This window comes from Kaistella rhinocerotis, from assembly GCF_030243905.1.
Lineage (GTDB): Bacteria > Bacteroidota > Bacteroidia > Flavobacteriales > Weeksellaceae > Kaistella > Kaistella rhinocerotis.
On sequence record NZ_JASSYY010000001.1, the window covers coordinates 780,145 to 795,776 of the forward strand.

Consider the following 15,632-nt stretch of genomic DNA (forward strand, 5'->3'; position numbering starts at 1 on the left):
TTTAGTTTCCGGTAACTACTTTGCTGAAACGGATCACGCGGTCATGCAACTGATAACCGGTTTCCACTACGTCTACGATCTTACCTTTCAGATCTTCTGAAGGCGCGGGAATCTGCGTTATGGCTTCGTGAAAATCTACATTGAAATCGTCTCCGGCTTTCACTTCGATGGGCTTCAGACCTTTTTCTGTGAGTTTATTCTTAAGTTTTTGATAGATGAGCTCCACTCCCTGAAGATCTGCTTCATTGCCGTTCTTCGCAATTTCTTTCAAGGCACGCTCAAAATCATCCAGAACTCCTAACATCGAAATCATCATATCCTGATTCGCGTATTGGAAGAATTCCATTTTTTCTTTCGTGGTGCGCTTTTTATAGTTTTCAAACTCTGCGAAAAGTCTGATATAGCGGTCTTTCTCGTCTGCCAAAAGTTCCTCCGCAGAAGGTGTCTCTGCCACATTTTCAGGCTGGTTATTCTCTACATTTTCATTGGATTCTTCCTGCAAATTCAGTTCATCTTCCTGAAATTCTTTATTTTCTGACATAATTATACAATTTATCCAGCAACGTTCTCAAAGATTTTGCCAAATCAGGGATACGGACATTTAGGCAGATTTTAGTGCAGCGGCAACCGGTAAGAGAAGCCACCCGAAACAAAATAGGATGGCGAAAGTTCAGAAAGTCCGGCGCCCGCTGATATATCTAAGGAAAAGTTTTGATTTAAAAGCAGCATTGCGCCTGCATCAAAGCGGTGATCGGCACTTTCATATTTATTCAGATAACCGTAAAATTCAGCAAAGAGAGACAAGTGATCTGCAGCTTTGTAGCTTGCGGCAATGGTATAGAGCGCACTTGCGTCAGGAGTTTCTCCATTCCATTCTGCACCCAGATTATAACTGAGCTCGAAATGATCTGAAAACGCATGGCGGAAAAGAAACCTGAAATCCGGCGCGACATAAGTAGATTGCAGGTCTGCAGTCGCTAATTCCGCAAGGGTGAGATGACCAACGAAGGAAATGTCCGGAATATAACCTTTACTTTTTATTAACGATGTTTTAAAACCAACCGCTACCGGAGAAAAACCTGAAATTCTTCTGCCTGCCCTACTTTCGGTTGTGAAATCGGTTTGAAGTCGAAATTCAACATTTGGAGTGAGTCCGTACCGCCACAATAGCGTGGGATGGTAAATATTTTGTGCATCCTTGTGCACTTTCTCATACATAAATCCGGTTTCAGCCTGCAGATACCGATGAGGAACGGTTGCGGGAGATTCGGTTTGATCGGGCCTGTCGGTTTCAATCTGTTCCTGCGCAAAATTCAGAATTGGAACCGCAAGTAAAAAAACTGCAAAACTTAGCGCTTTCATATTTTGGTGAATGTTTCGAGCAGCAGATATAGATTAAGGGCAATAATGATCGCGGCAATTATCCAAACCAAAATTTTAAGCCATGATTTATTCACGAATTCGCCCATTTTAAGTTTTGAGCCGGTGAACATCACCAACGGAACGACCGCGAAGCTCAGCTGCATCGATAAGATGACCTGGCTGAGTACCAATAAATCGGTTGTGCCTTTTTCGCCATATAAAACAGTAACAATCAAGGCCGGAATAACCGCAATCAGCCTGGTGATCAGGCGGCGAAGCCAGGGTTTCAGACGGATGTTCAGAAAACCTTCCATCACGATCTGGCCGGCAAGCGTACCGGTGAGTGTAGAGTTCTGGCCTGAAGCTAAAAGAGCCACGGCGAATACAATGCTCGCAAGCGTGGTCCCCAAAAGCGGTGTCAGCATTTTGTGAGCATCATGAATATCTGCAATATCCTGATTTCCCGTCGTGTGAAACGTGGCTGCAGCAACGATAAGAATGGCTGCATTAATAAAGAAGGCGAGAAAAAGCGACACCGTACTGTCGATAGTGGCAAACTTGATGGCTTCTTTCTTTCCCTCCGTCGTCCGCTCATAATTTCGGGTTTGTACGATGCTGCTGTGCAGATACAAATTGTGCGGCATCACGGTGGCGCCCAAAATCCCGATCGCAATATAGAGCATCGCCGGATTGGTGACGATCTCTTTCTGAGGAACAAGACCACTTAAAATGGGGAAGATATCGGGTTTACTTAATATTATTTCATACGCAAAACATCCTAAGATGACGATGATCAGACCTGCAACGATACTTTCGATATAGCGGAAACCTTTAGCTTGAAGAAAAAGTATGATGAAAACATCAATCACGGTGATCACTACGCCCCATGTAAGTGGAATGCCGAAAAGCAGATTCAGCGCTATGGCCGCACCAATCACTTCCGCCAGGTCGCAGGCCGCAATCGCAATCTCGCAGAAGACCCAAAGGATAAAATTCGTCACCGGATCAAAATGGTCGCGGCAAGCTTGTGCTAAATCACGCTCCGCAACGATGCCTAGTTTTAGCGAGAGATGCTGCAAAATGATCGCGAACAGATTTGAAATGAGCACCACAGACAGCAATGCATAGCCGAACTGTGCGCCGCCGGCAATATCGGTCGCCCAGTTGCCTGGATCCATATAGCCGACCGCGACCATAAGACCGGGCCCTGTAAATGCAAAAAGTTTCCGCCAGAAACCGGCATTTTTCGGAATGTTTACACTCGAAAAGACTTCAGGCAGCGAATCTGCGCGGCGTGCGTAACGCCAGCCATTATTTATATTTTTCAAAATGTTAGATTAGTCTAACAAATATATTAAATTAATAGAAGCGTCCAAATAAATTGCAAAAAAAAATCCCGGACAAGCCGGGAAGTAATTAAATTTTGATCACTATTTCGTGAATCTGATTGCTGTTTTTCTGTCTTTTTCACGCTCCATGTCACTGGCAGACTCCTCTACTGTGGCAAACTCTTCTCCATATCCTTCAGCTGAAACCACCTGCGGAGAAGCGAGTGCAGCCTTCACTGCGTTCGCGCGGTCCTGAGATAACTTCTTATTTGCGTTATCATCTCCTTTTTTATCGCTGTAGGCACCGATTTTAATTTTGGCATCGGGATATGCTGCTAATATCGACTTGATATTATCAAGCTGAACCTGAGATTCAGGTGTAAGTTTAGTTGAATTAAACTCGAAATTCAGGTTATCAAAATTGAACCATCTGTCCTTCAGTGCATCGTCATCTGCACTTTTATATTCGTCAGAATTTAAAAAAGCTACAATTTGGTCTTCTATTCCACCACGGTACGCATTTACACTGCTACCCGATGGCAAAGCCACTGCCATGGATTCGCGGTTTGCGGTAGTCATCGAACTGTCTGCTAAAGTATCTGTAAGCACTGCAGCCGGTTCAGACTGTACTGCGGTAGAATCCGTCATCACAGTACTCTGCTCGGCAGATTTGTCACATTGTCTCCAAAGGAACCACGCAGCCAGCGCCAGCAAGATAAGCGGCAGCAGCCATCTCCACAGTGAACCTTCTTTGTGAACATCATTTCTGTCTACATGCACATGCGTATTTCCTCCTCTGTTCACATCTACGGTAGATGTTTCAGCAGGCTCGGCAGAAGTGATCTTAGCGGCATCCGGATATTCATCAGCATTTGCCAAACTGCCTTGTGTGGTATCAGCAAATGTGAATCCAGCCGGAACAAGTGATGCAACATTTTGGCGCTCATCCCGCAGCAGAGACGCAATGCCCGATGCATCCATGTTTTGATCCTCGGCATATTTACCAATAGAACCCACAGCAGCACCGGTCACGGTATATAGAAGTGAATTTGCCGACGTATTGTTTATTCCCGCATATTCTGAAACGGAATTTACCAGATTAGGTACGCGGTCACCAAAAATTGCTGACAACACCGTAGCAACCATTGAGTTACCCGCTGTTCCGCTCAGCAAATTGCCCAAAAGGCCACTTGCAGAGGAATTGCTTATCGTACTTTGTACACCGGGTTTATCTGCGTTATCTGCCAGCGCCGTAAAAACTGAAGGCAATAAAACGCTCACCGCTTTCGATACGGTAGATTCACTTTCACCCAACTGTGTGGCACTCTGTGAAATAAGTGCAGGACCCAGCTGACCACGAATAAGATCAATAATGTTTAATGACATAGTAGTTTATTTTAAAATTTAACATTCAGAAAAACCTGATGCAAATTTTAATCCAAACGAACTACTGCTTTCGGCTGTAAGTATATCTTCTAATATGCTTTTGCAAATATTACGCGCTGCGCTGAAGGTTTACCTGTAACCATTGAAACTCCCTCTTCAAGCTCATTATCCAATGGTATGCAGCGTATCGTGGCTTTTGTTTCGTTCTTAATCTGTTCTTCCTCTTCTGCTGTTCCGTCCCAATGTGCGAAAATGAAACCACCCTTTTCTTCAAGAACTTTTTTGAATTCTTCGTAGCTGTCCACTTTCGTAATGTGGGAATCGCGATAATCGAGTGCTTTGTTATATATATCATGCTGAATTGTTTTCAGCAAATCTTCGATATAAGAATCAAGCCCTTCGAGCGCGATGGTTTCCTTTGTAAGATTGTCGCGGCGAGCGATTTCTACGGTGCGGTTTTCAAGGTCGCGCGCACCAAGCGCGATACGTACCGGTACACCTTTAAGTTCATACTCGGCAAATTTCCAGCCCGGTTTGTTTTCTGTACGGTTATCGTATTTAACAGAAATTCCTTTTGCTTTGAGTTTTTGCTGGATATCAAAAGCAACCTCATCAATCTGTTTTAGCTGTTCTTCACCTTTAAAGATCGGTACAATCACCACCTGAATCGGTGCTAATGACGGTGGCAATACAAGCCCAAAATCATCAGAATGCGTCATGATCAAAGCACCCATCAGACGTGTTGAAGTTCCCCACGAAGTTCCCCATGCGTGCTCGATCTTTCCTTCGCGATTGGTGAATTTCACATCAAATGCTTTCCCAAAATTCTGTCCCAGGAAGTGCGAAGTACCCGCCTGCAAAGCTTTTCCGTCCTGCATCAAAGCCTCGATGCAATAAGTCTCATCTGCACCGGCAAACCTTTCGCTTTCAGTTTTGAGTCCGCGGATCACCGGAATGGCCATGAACTTTTCGGCAAAATCTGCATATACTTCAAGCATTTTTTCAGATTCCTCGATGGCTTCTTCTTTCGTGGCGTGTGCGGTGTGACCTTCCTGCCAAAGGAATTCAGCTGTACGGAGGAATAAACGCGTACGCATTTCCCAACGAACTACATTTGCCCATTGATTAATCAGAATCGGTAAATCACGGTAAGATTGTATCCAGTTTTTATAAGTATTCCAGATGATAGCTTCAGAAGTTGGTCTTACGATGAGCTCCTCTTCAAGTTTCGCTTCCGGATCTACAACGAGTTTTTTCGGATCGTCCGGATCGGTTTTCAGACGGTAATGCGTCACTACGGCGCATTCTTTGGCAAAACCTTCGGCATTCTTCTCTTCAGCTTCGAACAGACTCTTGGGTATGAATATCGGGAAGTAAGCATTTTCGTGGCCGGTTTCTTTAAACCTTCGGTCCATCTCATCTCTCATTTTTTCCCAGATCGCATAGCCATAAGGTTTGATCACCATGCAGCCGCGAACACCCGAATTTTCAGCCAGGTCAGCTTTTACTACGAGTTCATTGTACCATTTGCTGTAATCTTCGGCGCGCGAAGTAAGTTTTGCCATTTTTTATCTATCTTTGATTTAACTTTTGCAGATTTGCTATATCTAATATTCACAGTGGTTTCAAGCCATAATAAAACTTTCGGCAGTATTATTTTGGTATGAATTGCAAATATAATTCAATTTAAAACTTTTCACCTATCATGGAAAAAATTACTTATAAAAATATCCTGCAGGCATTAAAATCTAAAGTTGTTTTGATGCTTGCGGGAAGTTTTGTGTTAACCTCCTGTGTCATCCAGACAGGTGGCTATACAGAAACAGACGGGGTCTATTATGACCCAAACCGTGACACACTTCCTGAAGGGTCTATGACCCCCAACAGCAATAGAGTTGGCGATTATTATAACTATCAGGCTAATGAGGACCAAAACGTTTACCTCAACACGGAGAACCGAAATGAAAGCTGGCGCGAAGCGCAGGGCTCAGACTGGGGAACCTACGCAGGAACAAACACGTATTACAGCGATAACTGGGGATACCCATACGGTTATTACAGTGGTTTCGGCTTGGGAATGACTTTTGGTTGGGGCTCACCCTGGGGATTCGGCGGATATTACAGCCCATGGGGCTACGGCGGATATTATAATCCGTGGGGATTCGGATATAATCCATGGTACAGCTACTACGGCGGTTTCTACGACTACTATCACCCGTATTACGGCTACAGTCCTTACTACATGTACAATCCTTACGGATATGGATATGGAAATGGGTATAATACTTATCAAGGCGGCTTCACGAACAGAAGGAGCGGCACCGACAACGGATTCAGAAACATCCGTACCTCTAGCAACAGTCTGAGAAACACGAACAACAGCGCTGGGTTCCGCAACGGGACAGCGCCAAGAAGTTCAGAAAACAGTGGCTTCCGGAATCAGACGCAGCCGAGACAGCGCGATTTCCAGAACAACACGCGTGAGATGTCTCCGAGGCAGAGTACGCCACGCCAGACGACTCCTACCTACAACGAACCCAGGTTCAGAAGCAACAGTGGCAGCGATGGCGGCTTCCGTTCCGGTGGCAGCAGAGGCGGCTTCAGTGGTGGCGCTACCTCCGGCAGTACACGCTCATCGGGTGGTTTCAGAAGATAATTTTAATTTAAATATTTAAATCTAATAATGATCAGAAAAACATTGATGGTCACGTCCCTTGCTGCAGCTTATCTGATGAGCGCACAGGATGTCTCCACGATAAAGAATACAGCCGATGTATATTCGAACTCCTCTTTTCAGGGTTCAGCTAAATACAACGCTATGGCAGGCTCGATGGGCGCCTTAGGCGGTGAGTATTCGGTAATCAATTCAAACCCTGCCGGCATCGGTGTCAGCATTGCTAACGATTTCTCGGCTACTTTGGGTATACAGTCACAGAATAATGTTTCACGGCTGAATAACCAGTCTGTGGAGTATAAAACAAACAATACAGACATTACCAATTCCGGCGGAATCGCGGTATTTCCGGTTTCATCTTCCAACTGGAAATTTGTAAACGTTGGTGTATCGTACTCCAACCGCTCACTTGACGATTATACCGAAACTCCGGGAAACAGTAACGTGTCATTGGAGTATGTGGATGATGACCAGAATGTGCAAAATTTTGGATTTGCAGGTCACGCGTACAACCGCTATGGAAATCTGAACAAAACCGGCATCGCGGTAGGAGGAAACTATGATAACAGAATTTATGTCGGCGTTGGAGTGAATTTCCAGAACTCGATCTTAGACCAGTTCGATTCAGCAGCGTTCACAAGCCCAACAGGCTCTGTAGAATATTTCGACAAGCAGTACACGCCTTTTTCTGAATCTGCCAGCGGTTTTTCTGCGTCTGTGGGTGTGATTGGAAAGATCAATCCGAATTTCCGAGTGGGTGCAGCAGTGGAAACACCTACCTGGTGGAATATTGAGCGTATCTATAATTCCTACCCTATTTCCACATACGGATCTTATTTTGAAGACCGCAAACTTTCCTCACCGCTGAAAGCAACGCTGAGTGCCGCATATGTAGCCAATAAGAACTTTTCGGTTAACGTAGATTATTCACTTGGGCTCACAAAACCTAAGTATAAAGTGTACGGCGAGGCGGAAACGGTTCTTAATGATTTCTTTTCAGACAGCTACACCAGCAACTCAGAAGTAAAAATCGGTGCCGAATACAGACTTGATGCCTTCAGATTGCGCGCAGGTTATGGTTATGCTGCAAGTCCTTTCGATTCGGTTTCCATAAGTGCTTTTGATAATGCCGGAAGCGGTGCGAACAGATCATTTGATAATATGTTTATCAGCAGCAGAAATACAGTTGGCGCAGGTATCGGTTATGATTTCAGATCGTTTTATATCGATGCTGCATATCAATATGTTAATTCAGACTATTCAAATCCATTCCTGTACGGTTCACAAACTGCAGGAACTGGATATTATTCAGGTAATACAGCCCTTAATTCTTCCAACTATCTCGTTTCAGATGTTGAAAGTACGCAGAATAACTTCTTCGTAACTTTGGGCTGGAAGTTTTAAGAATAGACTTCACATATCAATCAAAGCTTCGGAATTATCCGGAGCTTTTTTTAATGTGCGTGAAAGAGATGACCGAACATCCCCAGAGCCACACCGCAGATCACCATCAGGATTTTTACATAATCAATGTTGTGGTTCTTGTTGCTCTCAAAGATGATCACCGATGAAATATGCAGAAAAATGCCGCCAACAAGCGCCAGAAAGTACACTTTATAGGCCGGATTAAAGAAATTCCCAAGCATCAGACCGAGTGGCGAAGCGATTGCAAAAATGCCGATGATCAGTAGTGAAGAAGTCGAAAACTGCATTTTTTTCTGCGACAGGAATGCGCCCAAAACGAATGAAATCGGCAGGTTGTGGAAAAGGATTCCCATCAGATACGGACTAAAAACATCTGTTTCGTTTGCCAGCGGAATCCCTTCAAGAAAAGCGTGCACAAACATTCCGAGCATCAGTGCCAGCGGCAGGATGTTCTTTTGCTCGTGGTGGTGATGAAAATGCCCATGCTCAAAACCTTTGGTAAGATTTTCTAGCAGCATCTGGAGCAGTACACCCGCGATCACAAACAGGCCGATATTTTTGATGTCGCTTGTGTAGATCTCCGGGAAAACTTCATTGAGACATACTGTTATAAGGAAACCGGCACTCAGGATGAGCAGGTTCTTGGCGAACTTCTGCTGAGACCCAAAGAACTTTCCCAAAAAAACGCCAATGACGACACTAAGAACCAGCAGGATTATTATCGGCAACATAAAATTTTTCTGTTTAGTTAGTGACTTTTCGGAATACACTTATGCAGCGCGGCGAAGTCTCCGCATCATATTCGCCGAGCGAATAATCACCGTACGTTTTCACGGTTTCCAGACCCAATTCGGCAGCATATTCCTTGATTGTTTCCGGTGAATGCAGCTTGACGCGCTCATAGTAATGATGCTCCTTATCTTCTGCTGTAAAGTGAATGTCTTTAATAACAAATTGGTTTTCAATTTTTTTCTTAATCTTAAACTCAATACCCTGCTTTACGAGCTTTTCTTCCGGTACCAGTGTATTTTTCACCCATTTCTCATTCAGGAAATCAAGCACAAAAAAACCGCCGGGCAACAGCACATTATTTATCGACTGAAAGATCTTCCGGTCCTCCTCCGGGCTGTCAAAATATCCGAAACTGGTGAAAAGGTTGAAAACGGCATCCACTTTTTGCGCGCTCACATCCGGGAAAATCTCGTTTCGCATGTCATGCACCTTAAACTTTAATGTATTATTCTCCGACTTTCTATTGTGTTTAATGCTTTCTTCGGAAAGATCGAGACCGAGCACATCGAAGCCTTTTTTATTCAGAAAAACCGAATGCCGGCCTTTGCCACACGCCAGATCAATGATTTTGGAACCCGCCTGCATATTCAGATCCTGAACAAGTAAGGTAATGAAATGTTCTGCCTCTTCGTAATTCCGGTCGCTGTAAAGAATGTGATAATAAGGGGTATTAAACCATGTTTGAAACCATGCCATTCTGCAAAAATAACTATTTTTGCAAATCCTGAACTACGAATACGCGTGTTTGAGACTTCTGCAAACCCGCCCAACAATAATTTCTAAAGAACCGAAAGGAAGCTCTTCCGGCTAATTATCTAACACACAGCCTGTTCAGCATAAACCCAGCAAATAAAATAATGGACACACAAAATTTAAAAATACAGATCAAAACATTTTTCGGCCTGGAGCCGGTATTGGCTGAAGAGATAAAAAAATTAGGCGGCACCAATGTCGAGATCAAAAACCGCGCGGTAAACTGTGAGGGTGACCTGGGTTTCCTTTATAAAATCAATTATTCTGCACGTACAGCGCTCAAGATTTTGGTGCCGGTGCTGACTTTCAAAGCCTGGGACGAAAGCCGTTTTTATGACAAGCTGTTTGCCTTTCCGTGGGACGATTACATGAGTGTGGACCAAAGTTTCGCAATTGATGCAACGGTTTATTCCGAAAGATTCAGACATTCGCAGTTCATGTCGCAGAAAATGAAAGATGCTGTCGTCGATTATTTTAAATTCCATCACCGCAAAAGACCCAACGTTGATACCACGGATCCGGACATCAAATTCCACCTGCATATCGACCGGGAATTGGTAACGGTATCGCTCGACGCTTCCGGCGACGCGCTGTTCAAACGGGGTTACCGCCGCGAACAGGGTGAAGCGCCGATCAATGAAGTTTTAGCCAGCGGCATGCTGCAGCTCGCAGGTTGGGACGGTAAAGGTAATTTCCTGGATCCCATGTGCGGCTCCGGAACCCTGCTGATCGAAGCCGCGATGATCGCAATGGATCTGCCGGCGCAGATTTTCCGTAAGAAATTTGCATTCCAAAACTGGAAAAATTACGATGCGGAACTGTTCCAGAAAATAAAAGAAGTACGGATCAACCGCATCAAAGAATTCACAGGCAAGATCGTAGGTTACGATTTGGATTCGCAAATGCTGAATGCGGCGCACCTCAATGTGGAAGCAGCCGAAATGGAAGATGTGATAGAGATTAAAAGACAGGATTTCTTCGAGTCTAAAAAAGAGCTTTTCCCGCTGCTTATGGTTTTTAATCCGCCCTACGATGAAAGAATTGAAATCACCGACGATGAATTTTATAAGAAAATAGGAGACACGTTCAAGAAAAGCTATCCGAATACGCTGGCCTGGTTCATCTCTTCAGATTTGGATGCGGCTAAAAAAGTAGGTTTAAGGCCTTCACGCAGAATTAAACTTTTCAACGGAAAACTGGAATGCCGGTTCCTGCAGTTTGAAATGTATGAAGGCACGAAGAAAGTGCATAAACTGGAAAACAATCAATAATTAATAATGCAGCAATGTAGCAATTTAGCAATGTAGCAATTTTCACAAGTAAACTTCCATGGTTAAAATGGTAAATTGCTACATTTTCAAGTTAACCCATTTTCAAAATTTCAAATTAACGAATTGCCTTCTCTCTCCCTCATCATCGCCATCTACAACCGCAAAGACGAACTTTTCGAGCTGCTGGCGTCACTTACGAAGCAAACCGACCAAGATTTCGAAATCATCATTGTGGACGATGGATCGATGATCGACCTCAGGCCGACGGTCGCGATTTTCGATGAAACGCTGCAGATACAGTTTTTCCGGAAAGAAAATACCGGTCCGGGACTTTCGCGAAATTACGGCGCACGTCGTGCAAAAAACGAATGGCTCGTTTTCGTGGATTCAGACGTGATCGTGGAGACAGACTACATTGAAAACATCAAAAAAAATATTGAAAAATCAGACTGCGATGCGTTTGGTGGTGCAGATAAAGCGCATAAAGGTTTTAATCTGATGCAGAAAGCCATCTCCTACTCGATGACTTCGGTTTTCACGACAGGCGGCATCCGCGGCAACAAAAAATCCGTGAGTAAATTTCAGCCGCGGAGTTTCAACATGGGCGTACGGAAAGCTGCATTTGAAAAAGTGGGTGGTTTCTCGGAGATGCGCGTCGGCGAAGATCCCGATCTGTCGATGACATTGTGGGAAAATGGCTTCAGCACTGCGTATTTTGATGATATCGGTGTCTATCACAAGCGGCGTGTAGATTTCGGGAAATTCTCCAAACAGGTCTATCAGTTTGGCTGTGCGCGCCCGATCCTGAACCAGCGGCACCCCGAATATGTAAAACTTTCTTTCGCGTTTCCCACCTTCTTCCTGCTTGGTTATGTGATGGGTTTCATCGAATACTTCATCCTCCAAAAAGGCCTCATACTCGGCTTTTACGGTGTTTATACGTTGTTGGTTTTCTTCCATGCGATGTACAAAACGCGCAACATCAGCATTGCGTCCTTCGCGGTCATTTCCACTTACATCCAGATGTTTTCATATGGGTACGGTTTTCTGAAATCGTGGATTTTACTCAATATATTCCGTAAGAGACCGGAGGAGGCATTCCCCAATCATTTCCACAAATCCTGATTTTGCGATAGCACAAAAATGATTAACGATGAAAAATTTAATAATTTCGGTTACCATTTTAGCAACGCTGACAGGTTGCAGATCGATAACCAACAAAACAAAAGATATGGCAGCAGAAAACAATAGTTCTGAAGGGTCGCTTCCGCAGGCAGACACCACACCAAAAGTGACCGGAATTGGGGGAATTTTCTTCTTCTCTGAAAACCCCGGTAAGACGAGAGAATGGTACTCAGAAAATCTCGGACTGGAGGTGAACCAATACGGTTCAAGCTTTAAATCCAGAAATTTAGAAAAACCGGAAGAAATCAATTATTTGCAATGGAGCCCTTTCGCACAGGGAAGTGATTATTTTTCACCCTCAAAAAAGGAGTTTATGATCAACTACCGCGTGCAGAACATCGAAGGCCTTGTAGCAAAACTCAAAAAAAATGGGGTGACTGTCCTTGACCAGATTGAGACTTATGATTACGGAAAGTTCGTGCACATCATGGACGAAGAAGGAAACAAAATTGAACTTTGGGAGCCCATTGACACCGTGTCAACGAAGGTAAGCAGTGAGACGACAAAGGAGCAAAAACCTGAATGACACTGAATGACCGAAACACACCTGATATTCAGCGCATTAAATGAAAGTGAAGAGCGAAACCCAGGAAACAAAGATCGGAAGGAAAAATCCCTGTTGCTTTTGCACACTATGAAAACGGCGATTCACCGCGCCCCGGATTGAGCGGCCTGTCTGAGCTCTCCCGCGACCGGCAGGGCGCGGGAAACGAGTAGCGAAAGCCGGAAGAGGCGCCCAGATAAATTAATTTTAAATAACATAACGTATGCAGACTTATCTTGAATTTACATTTAAAATAGAACCTCTACAACCCTGGAATGAAATCCTGATGGCAGAACTCATCGAAGTCGGATTCGACAGTTTTACGGAGGAACACGATGGCATCCTGGGTTATATTCAGAAGGATCTGTTCACCGAAAGCAGTCTGCAAAACGTGAGTCTGCTCACCCATCCGGAAGTGGAGATCAGCTACACGTACAGCGAAATGCCGAACATCAACTGGAATGAGGAGTGGGAAAAAAACTTTGATCCGATCAACGTCGAAAATCAGGTTTCCATCCGCGCAGAATTTCACCCGAACCAAAATCTGCCGCACGAAATCATCATACAGCCGAAAATGTCTTTCGGCACCGGACATCACGCCACCACTTACCTGATGATCCAGCAGATGCTCGACATGGATTTTGACGGAAAAACCGTGCTCGATATGGGCTGCGGAACTTCTGTACTTGCCATTTTCGCGAAACAGAAAGGTGCCGGCAAAACCGTGGCGATCGATATTGACGAATGGTCTGTGGAAAATTCAAAAGAAAACGCGGCACGCAACAACGTCGAACTCGAAATTTCGCAGGGAACGGCGGATAATCTGGGCGGTGAAAACTTTGACATCATTCTGGCCAACATCAACCGCAATATCCTTATTTCGGATATCCCAACATACGTTTCGGTACTGAACGATGGCGGCAGCCTGCTGCTTTCAGGGCTTTGCTTTTTTGATGTAGCGGACATCATGGAAGTTTGCACGCAACAGAATCTTAATCTGAAAAGGCAGCTTCAGAGGGAAGAATGGGTGTCGCTGTGGCTTGAGAAGTAAACTCGCGTAGGATTTTAACGAATGGATTCTTGCGGCCTGATTAGGTTTAAATTCAATGAAACTTTAATGTAACTGTATTAAAACTCCAATAGGCTATTGGAGTTTTATTGGACTTATATTGGACTTATATTGCAGATAGCCCGAAGGAAATTAAGGGATGCGCTGAAGTTCCAGATCCTCACTGATCTCCAAGATTTCGTACACCCGCCGCGAATCAATAAGCGCCACGTGATTTCCGCTAAGTTCTATCCTGTCTACATTTTCATGATAAACCACCAGGCCATTTCTCAGAATTATAAATGCCAGATTCTTCGGATGATACGGATGTTTGATTTCTATATAATCAAAAATATTCTTCGCATCAAAAATTTGAATGGGCTGTACCAAAAGTTAACATTTAAAGCAAAATTATTGAATTACGGCCGGGCGATTTCAGATTTTGGATGATGCGGCGAAAAAAAGCACCATTCTCCGCAATTTATGCGGAGAACAGTGCTTGCCTGTACTGTCATTATTTAATGAAAACGCCTTTTACGCCACGGTTACTCAGAAATAAACAGCCTCAAAAACAGCCAGCGCGCTGTTGCCTTTCTTAAGGTGTAAGGTATCTCCGTTCAGGGTGTAACTGTCCGCGTTATGAAATACATTCAGATAGGCGCGCTCATCCATTTTGAGTTCCGTGCAGGCCCTCATGGTGACGGCCATATTTTCATTGAATATAATCCTGTTGTTGTCTTTTAGCTCATAAGAACCGCTGAAGCCGTTGCACCCACCAAAACCGCTGAGGCTGCCGTCGCTTCTCAGGATAAAATGCGCCTCACGTTCCTGGGCCGCCTCCATGGTCACAGGCTTACCGTCCAGAACGGTCAGTTTCCAGTATTTATTAAGAACGGGATTGGTGCTCATTTCCGCAAACACGGCCAATGGGGCCCTTCTACCCACATTCAGCATCAGTTTCCCGTCACTCAGCGTAAAGTTGTCTGCAGTGTTCAGTACATCAAGGACATCTTTTTCAATATTCATGTCAGCAGGTGCACACATCATGCGCGAACTTGCCAATTGGGAGAATCTTATCTGTGTTCCGTTGGTGATGGAATAATTTCCCGTCAGGGTGTTGCAGCCTGTTTTACCGCTCACTTTATTATTTCCGTCCAGGGTAATATAAACCGGTAACGTGGCATTCACCTGCTGACCGTCCAGGGAGACAAGTTCCCACGTTTTATTTACCGTATTTGAAACTTCGGTTTTTTCATTCTGCATAGGCGTACAGCTTGTTACAATAGCTGTCAGCACCGCTGTCATCAGTAATTTCATATGGTATAATTTTAAATAATTGCATTCATCAGAATACCGTGCCGAACGTGCCTGAGGCCCCAATTAGAATGATATTAAAGTTTGAAAACGGTTTGTAAACCCAACGGTCAGAAAGCGGCAGCCAACCTCTGCTACCTTCCTTAATTTCCTCTGTAAGTGGAATAACCGTAGGCCGAAAGTGTAATGGGAACATGATAGTGTTGCTCATCGCGGATCTGGAAAACCACCTCAATAAAAGGGTAAAAGCTTTCTGTATTGTTCTTTTTGAAGTAATCGCTCACCAGATAGGTCAGTTTAAAGATGCCGTTGGCTTTATTTCCCGGCAGGAAATCCGTAATCCGGCCGTTGGCATCGGTGGTTTTTTCATCCACAAAAGTCCAGGTTCCGGCCACCTGCTTTTCAAGGCGGATCTTTACACCGCTGGCAGGAGTGCCGCGCGAGACATCCAGAATGTGACTGGAAAGCTGATGGCTGTAGGTCTGGCCGAAAGCGAAAACCGACAGGACGGCAAGGACGGCAGTAAAAAACATTTTTTTCATATTGATCA

At 44.4% G+C, this 15,632-nt stretch carries 16 protein-coding genes; 6 read left to right on the forward strand and 10 right to left on the reverse strand.

The genetic code is table 11. The annotated features are described in order from the left end of the window. Window position 1: 1 nt before the first annotated feature. From QEP06_RS03570 to proS, 5 genes are all read right to left on the reverse strand, one after another. Entirely contained in the window at window positions 2-541 is a 540-nt protein-coding gene (locus QEP06_RS03570) for a nucleotide exchange factor GrpE (RefSeq protein ID WP_285269095.1), read from the reverse strand. A gap of 71 nt (window positions 542-612) precedes the next feature. Beyond that, window positions 613-1,362, reverse strand: coding sequence for a transporter (locus QEP06_RS03575; RefSeq protein WP_285269096.1), 750 nt, complete (start codon window positions 1,360-1,362; stop codon window positions 613-615). Next, on the reverse strand, window positions 1,359-2,690 hold the full coding sequence (locus tag QEP06_RS03580) for an Nramp family divalent metal transporter (protein ID WP_285269097.1): 1,332 nt from the start codon (window positions 2,688-2,690) through the stop codon (window positions 1,359-1,361). Before QEP06_RS03580 ends, QEP06_RS03575 begins: the two co-directional genes overlap by 4 nt. 102 nt (window positions 2,691-2,792) lie before the next feature. Beyond that, complete coding sequence (locus tag QEP06_RS03585; protein ID WP_285269098.1) at window positions 2,793-4,076, reverse strand: OmpA family protein; 1,284 nt, start codon at window positions 4,074-4,076, stop codon at window positions 2,793-2,795. 89 nt (window positions 4,077-4,165) lie between these two features. Then, complete coding sequence (proS, locus tag QEP06_RS03590; RefSeq protein ID WP_285269099.1) at window positions 4,166-5,641, reverse strand: proline--tRNA ligase; 1,476 nt, start codon at window positions 5,639-5,641, stop codon at window positions 4,166-4,168. 140 nt (window positions 5,642-5,781) lie between these two features. Here proS and QEP06_RS03595 point away from each other — a divergent pair, with 140 nt between their 5' ends. Together QEP06_RS03595 and QEP06_RS03600 are read left to right on the forward strand one after the other, a co-directional pair. Next, window positions 5,782-6,732, forward strand: coding sequence for a prolyl-tRNA synthetase (locus QEP06_RS03595; RefSeq protein ID WP_285269100.1), 951 nt, complete (start codon window positions 5,782-5,784; stop codon window positions 6,730-6,732). Between the two features lie 27 nt (window positions 6,733-6,759). Further along, window positions 6,760-8,154, forward strand: a complete 1,395-nt coding sequence (locus QEP06_RS03600) for an OmpP1/FadL family transporter (RefSeq protein ID WP_285269101.1) — start codon at window positions 6,760-6,762, stop codon at window positions 8,152-8,154. Between the two features lie 50 nt (window positions 8,155-8,204). Here the strand turns inward: QEP06_RS03600 and QEP06_RS03605 are convergent, their stop codons facing one another. After that, window positions 8,205-8,906, reverse strand: a complete 702-nt coding sequence (locus QEP06_RS03605) for a ZIP family metal transporter (RefSeq protein ID WP_251833017.1) — start codon at window positions 8,904-8,906, stop codon at window positions 8,205-8,207. 13 nt (window positions 8,907-8,919) lie between these two features. Further along, on the reverse strand, window positions 8,920-9,663 hold the full coding sequence (locus QEP06_RS03610; RefSeq protein ID WP_285269102.1) for a class I SAM-dependent methyltransferase: 744 nt from the start codon (window positions 9,661-9,663) through the stop codon (window positions 8,920-8,922). A 161-nt stretch (window positions 9,664-9,824) separates the two neighbouring features. On the opposite strand from QEP06_RS03610, the gene QEP06_RS03615 reads away from it, so the two are divergent. The 4 genes from QEP06_RS03615 (at window position 9,825) to prmA (ending at window position 13,771) form a co-directional block, all read left to right on the forward strand. Next, entirely contained in the window at window positions 9,825-10,991 is a 1,167-nt protein-coding gene (locus QEP06_RS03615) for a THUMP domain-containing class I SAM-dependent RNA methyltransferase (RefSeq protein WP_285269103.1), read from the forward strand. 123 nt (window positions 10,992-11,114) lie between these two features. Then, window positions 11,115-12,116 (forward strand): glycosyltransferase family 2 protein, encoded by a 1,002-nt coding sequence (locus QEP06_RS03620; RefSeq protein WP_285269104.1) that lies wholly within the window; start codon window positions 11,115-11,117, stop codon window positions 12,114-12,116. 28 nt (window positions 12,117-12,144) lie between these two features. After that, window positions 12,145-12,702 (forward strand): VOC family protein, encoded by a 558-nt coding sequence (locus tag QEP06_RS03625; protein WP_341850006.1) that lies wholly within the window; start codon window positions 12,145-12,147, stop codon window positions 12,700-12,702. Window positions 12,703-12,943: 241 nt separating this feature from the next. After that, window positions 12,944-13,771, forward strand: coding sequence for a 50S ribosomal protein L11 methyltransferase (gene prmA / locus QEP06_RS03630; RefSeq protein ID WP_285269105.1), 828 nt, complete (start codon window positions 12,944-12,946; stop codon window positions 13,769-13,771). Window positions 13,772-13,921: 150 nt separating this feature from the next. Here the strand turns inward: prmA and QEP06_RS03635 are convergent, their stop codons facing one another. The 3 genes from QEP06_RS03635 to uraH form a co-directional block, all read right to left on the reverse strand. Continuing rightward, window positions 13,922-14,158 carry a hypothetical protein gene (locus QEP06_RS03635; protein WP_285269106.1) on the reverse strand — a complete coding sequence of 79 codons (237 nt, stop codon included), beginning with the start codon at window positions 14,156-14,158 and terminating at the stop codon, window positions 13,922-13,924. Between the two features lie 159 nt (window positions 14,159-14,317). Further along, entirely contained in the window at window positions 14,318-15,085 is a 768-nt protein-coding gene (locus QEP06_RS03640) for an META domain-containing protein (protein WP_285269107.1), read from the reverse strand. 140 nt (window positions 15,086-15,225) lie between these two features. Continuing rightward, window positions 15,226-15,624: a hydroxyisourate hydrolase gene (uraH, locus tag QEP06_RS03645; protein WP_285269108.1), complete on the reverse strand. Its 399-nt coding sequence runs from the start codon at window positions 15,622-15,624 to the stop codon at window positions 15,226-15,228. Window positions 15,625-15,632: the final 8 nt, after the last annotated feature.

What these genes read in the sequence shown, in the direction of transcription:
- prmA (WP_285269105.1), top strand. Translation starts at nt 12,944, where the DNA reads ATGCAGACTTATCTTGAATTTACATTTAAAATAGAACCTCTACAACCC.
- QEP06_RS03610 (WP_285269102.1), bottom strand. Translation starts at nt 9,663, where the DNA reads ATGGCATGGTTTCAAACATGGTTTAATACCCCTTATTATCACATTCTT.
- QEP06_RS03585 (WP_285269098.1), bottom strand. Translation starts at nt 4,076, where the DNA reads ATGTCATTAAACATTATTGATCTTATTCGTGGTCAGCTGGGTCCTGCA.
- uraH (WP_285269108.1), bottom strand. Translation starts at nt 15,624, where the DNA reads ATGAAAAAAATGTTTTTTACTGCCGTCCTTGCCGTCCTGTCGGTTTTC.
- QEP06_RS03575 (WP_285269096.1), bottom strand. Translation starts at nt 1,362, where the DNA reads ATGAAAGCGCTAAGTTTTGCAGTTTTTTTACTTGCGGTTCCAATTCTG.
- QEP06_RS03605 (WP_251833017.1), bottom strand. Translation starts at nt 8,906, where the DNA reads ATGTTGCCGATAATAATCCTGCTGGTTCTTAGTGTCGTCATTGGCGTT.
- QEP06_RS03625 (WP_341850006.1), top strand. Translation starts at nt 12,145, where the DNA reads ATGAAAAATTTAATAATTTCGGTTACCATTTTAGCAACGCTGACAGGT.
- proS (WP_285269099.1), bottom strand. Translation starts at nt 5,641, where the DNA reads ATGGCAAAACTTACTTCGCGCGCCGAAGATTACAGCAAATGGTACAAT.
- QEP06_RS03595 (WP_285269100.1), top strand. Translation starts at nt 5,782, where the DNA reads ATGGAAAAAATTACTTATAAAAATATCCTGCAGGCATTAAAATCTAAA.
- QEP06_RS03615 (WP_285269103.1), top strand. Translation starts at nt 9,825, where the DNA reads ATGGACACACAAAATTTAAAAATACAGATCAAAACATTTTTCGGCCTG.
- QEP06_RS03640 (WP_285269107.1), bottom strand. Translation starts at nt 15,085, where the DNA reads ATGAAATTACTGATGACAGCGGTGCTGACAGCTATTGTAACAAGCTGT.
- QEP06_RS03600 (WP_285269101.1), top strand. Translation starts at nt 6,760, where the DNA reads ATGATCAGAAAAACATTGATGGTCACGTCCCTTGCTGCAGCTTATCTG.
- QEP06_RS03570 (WP_285269095.1), bottom strand. Translation starts at nt 541, where the DNA reads ATGTCAGAAAATAAAGAATTTCAGGAAGATGAACTGAATTTGCAGGAA.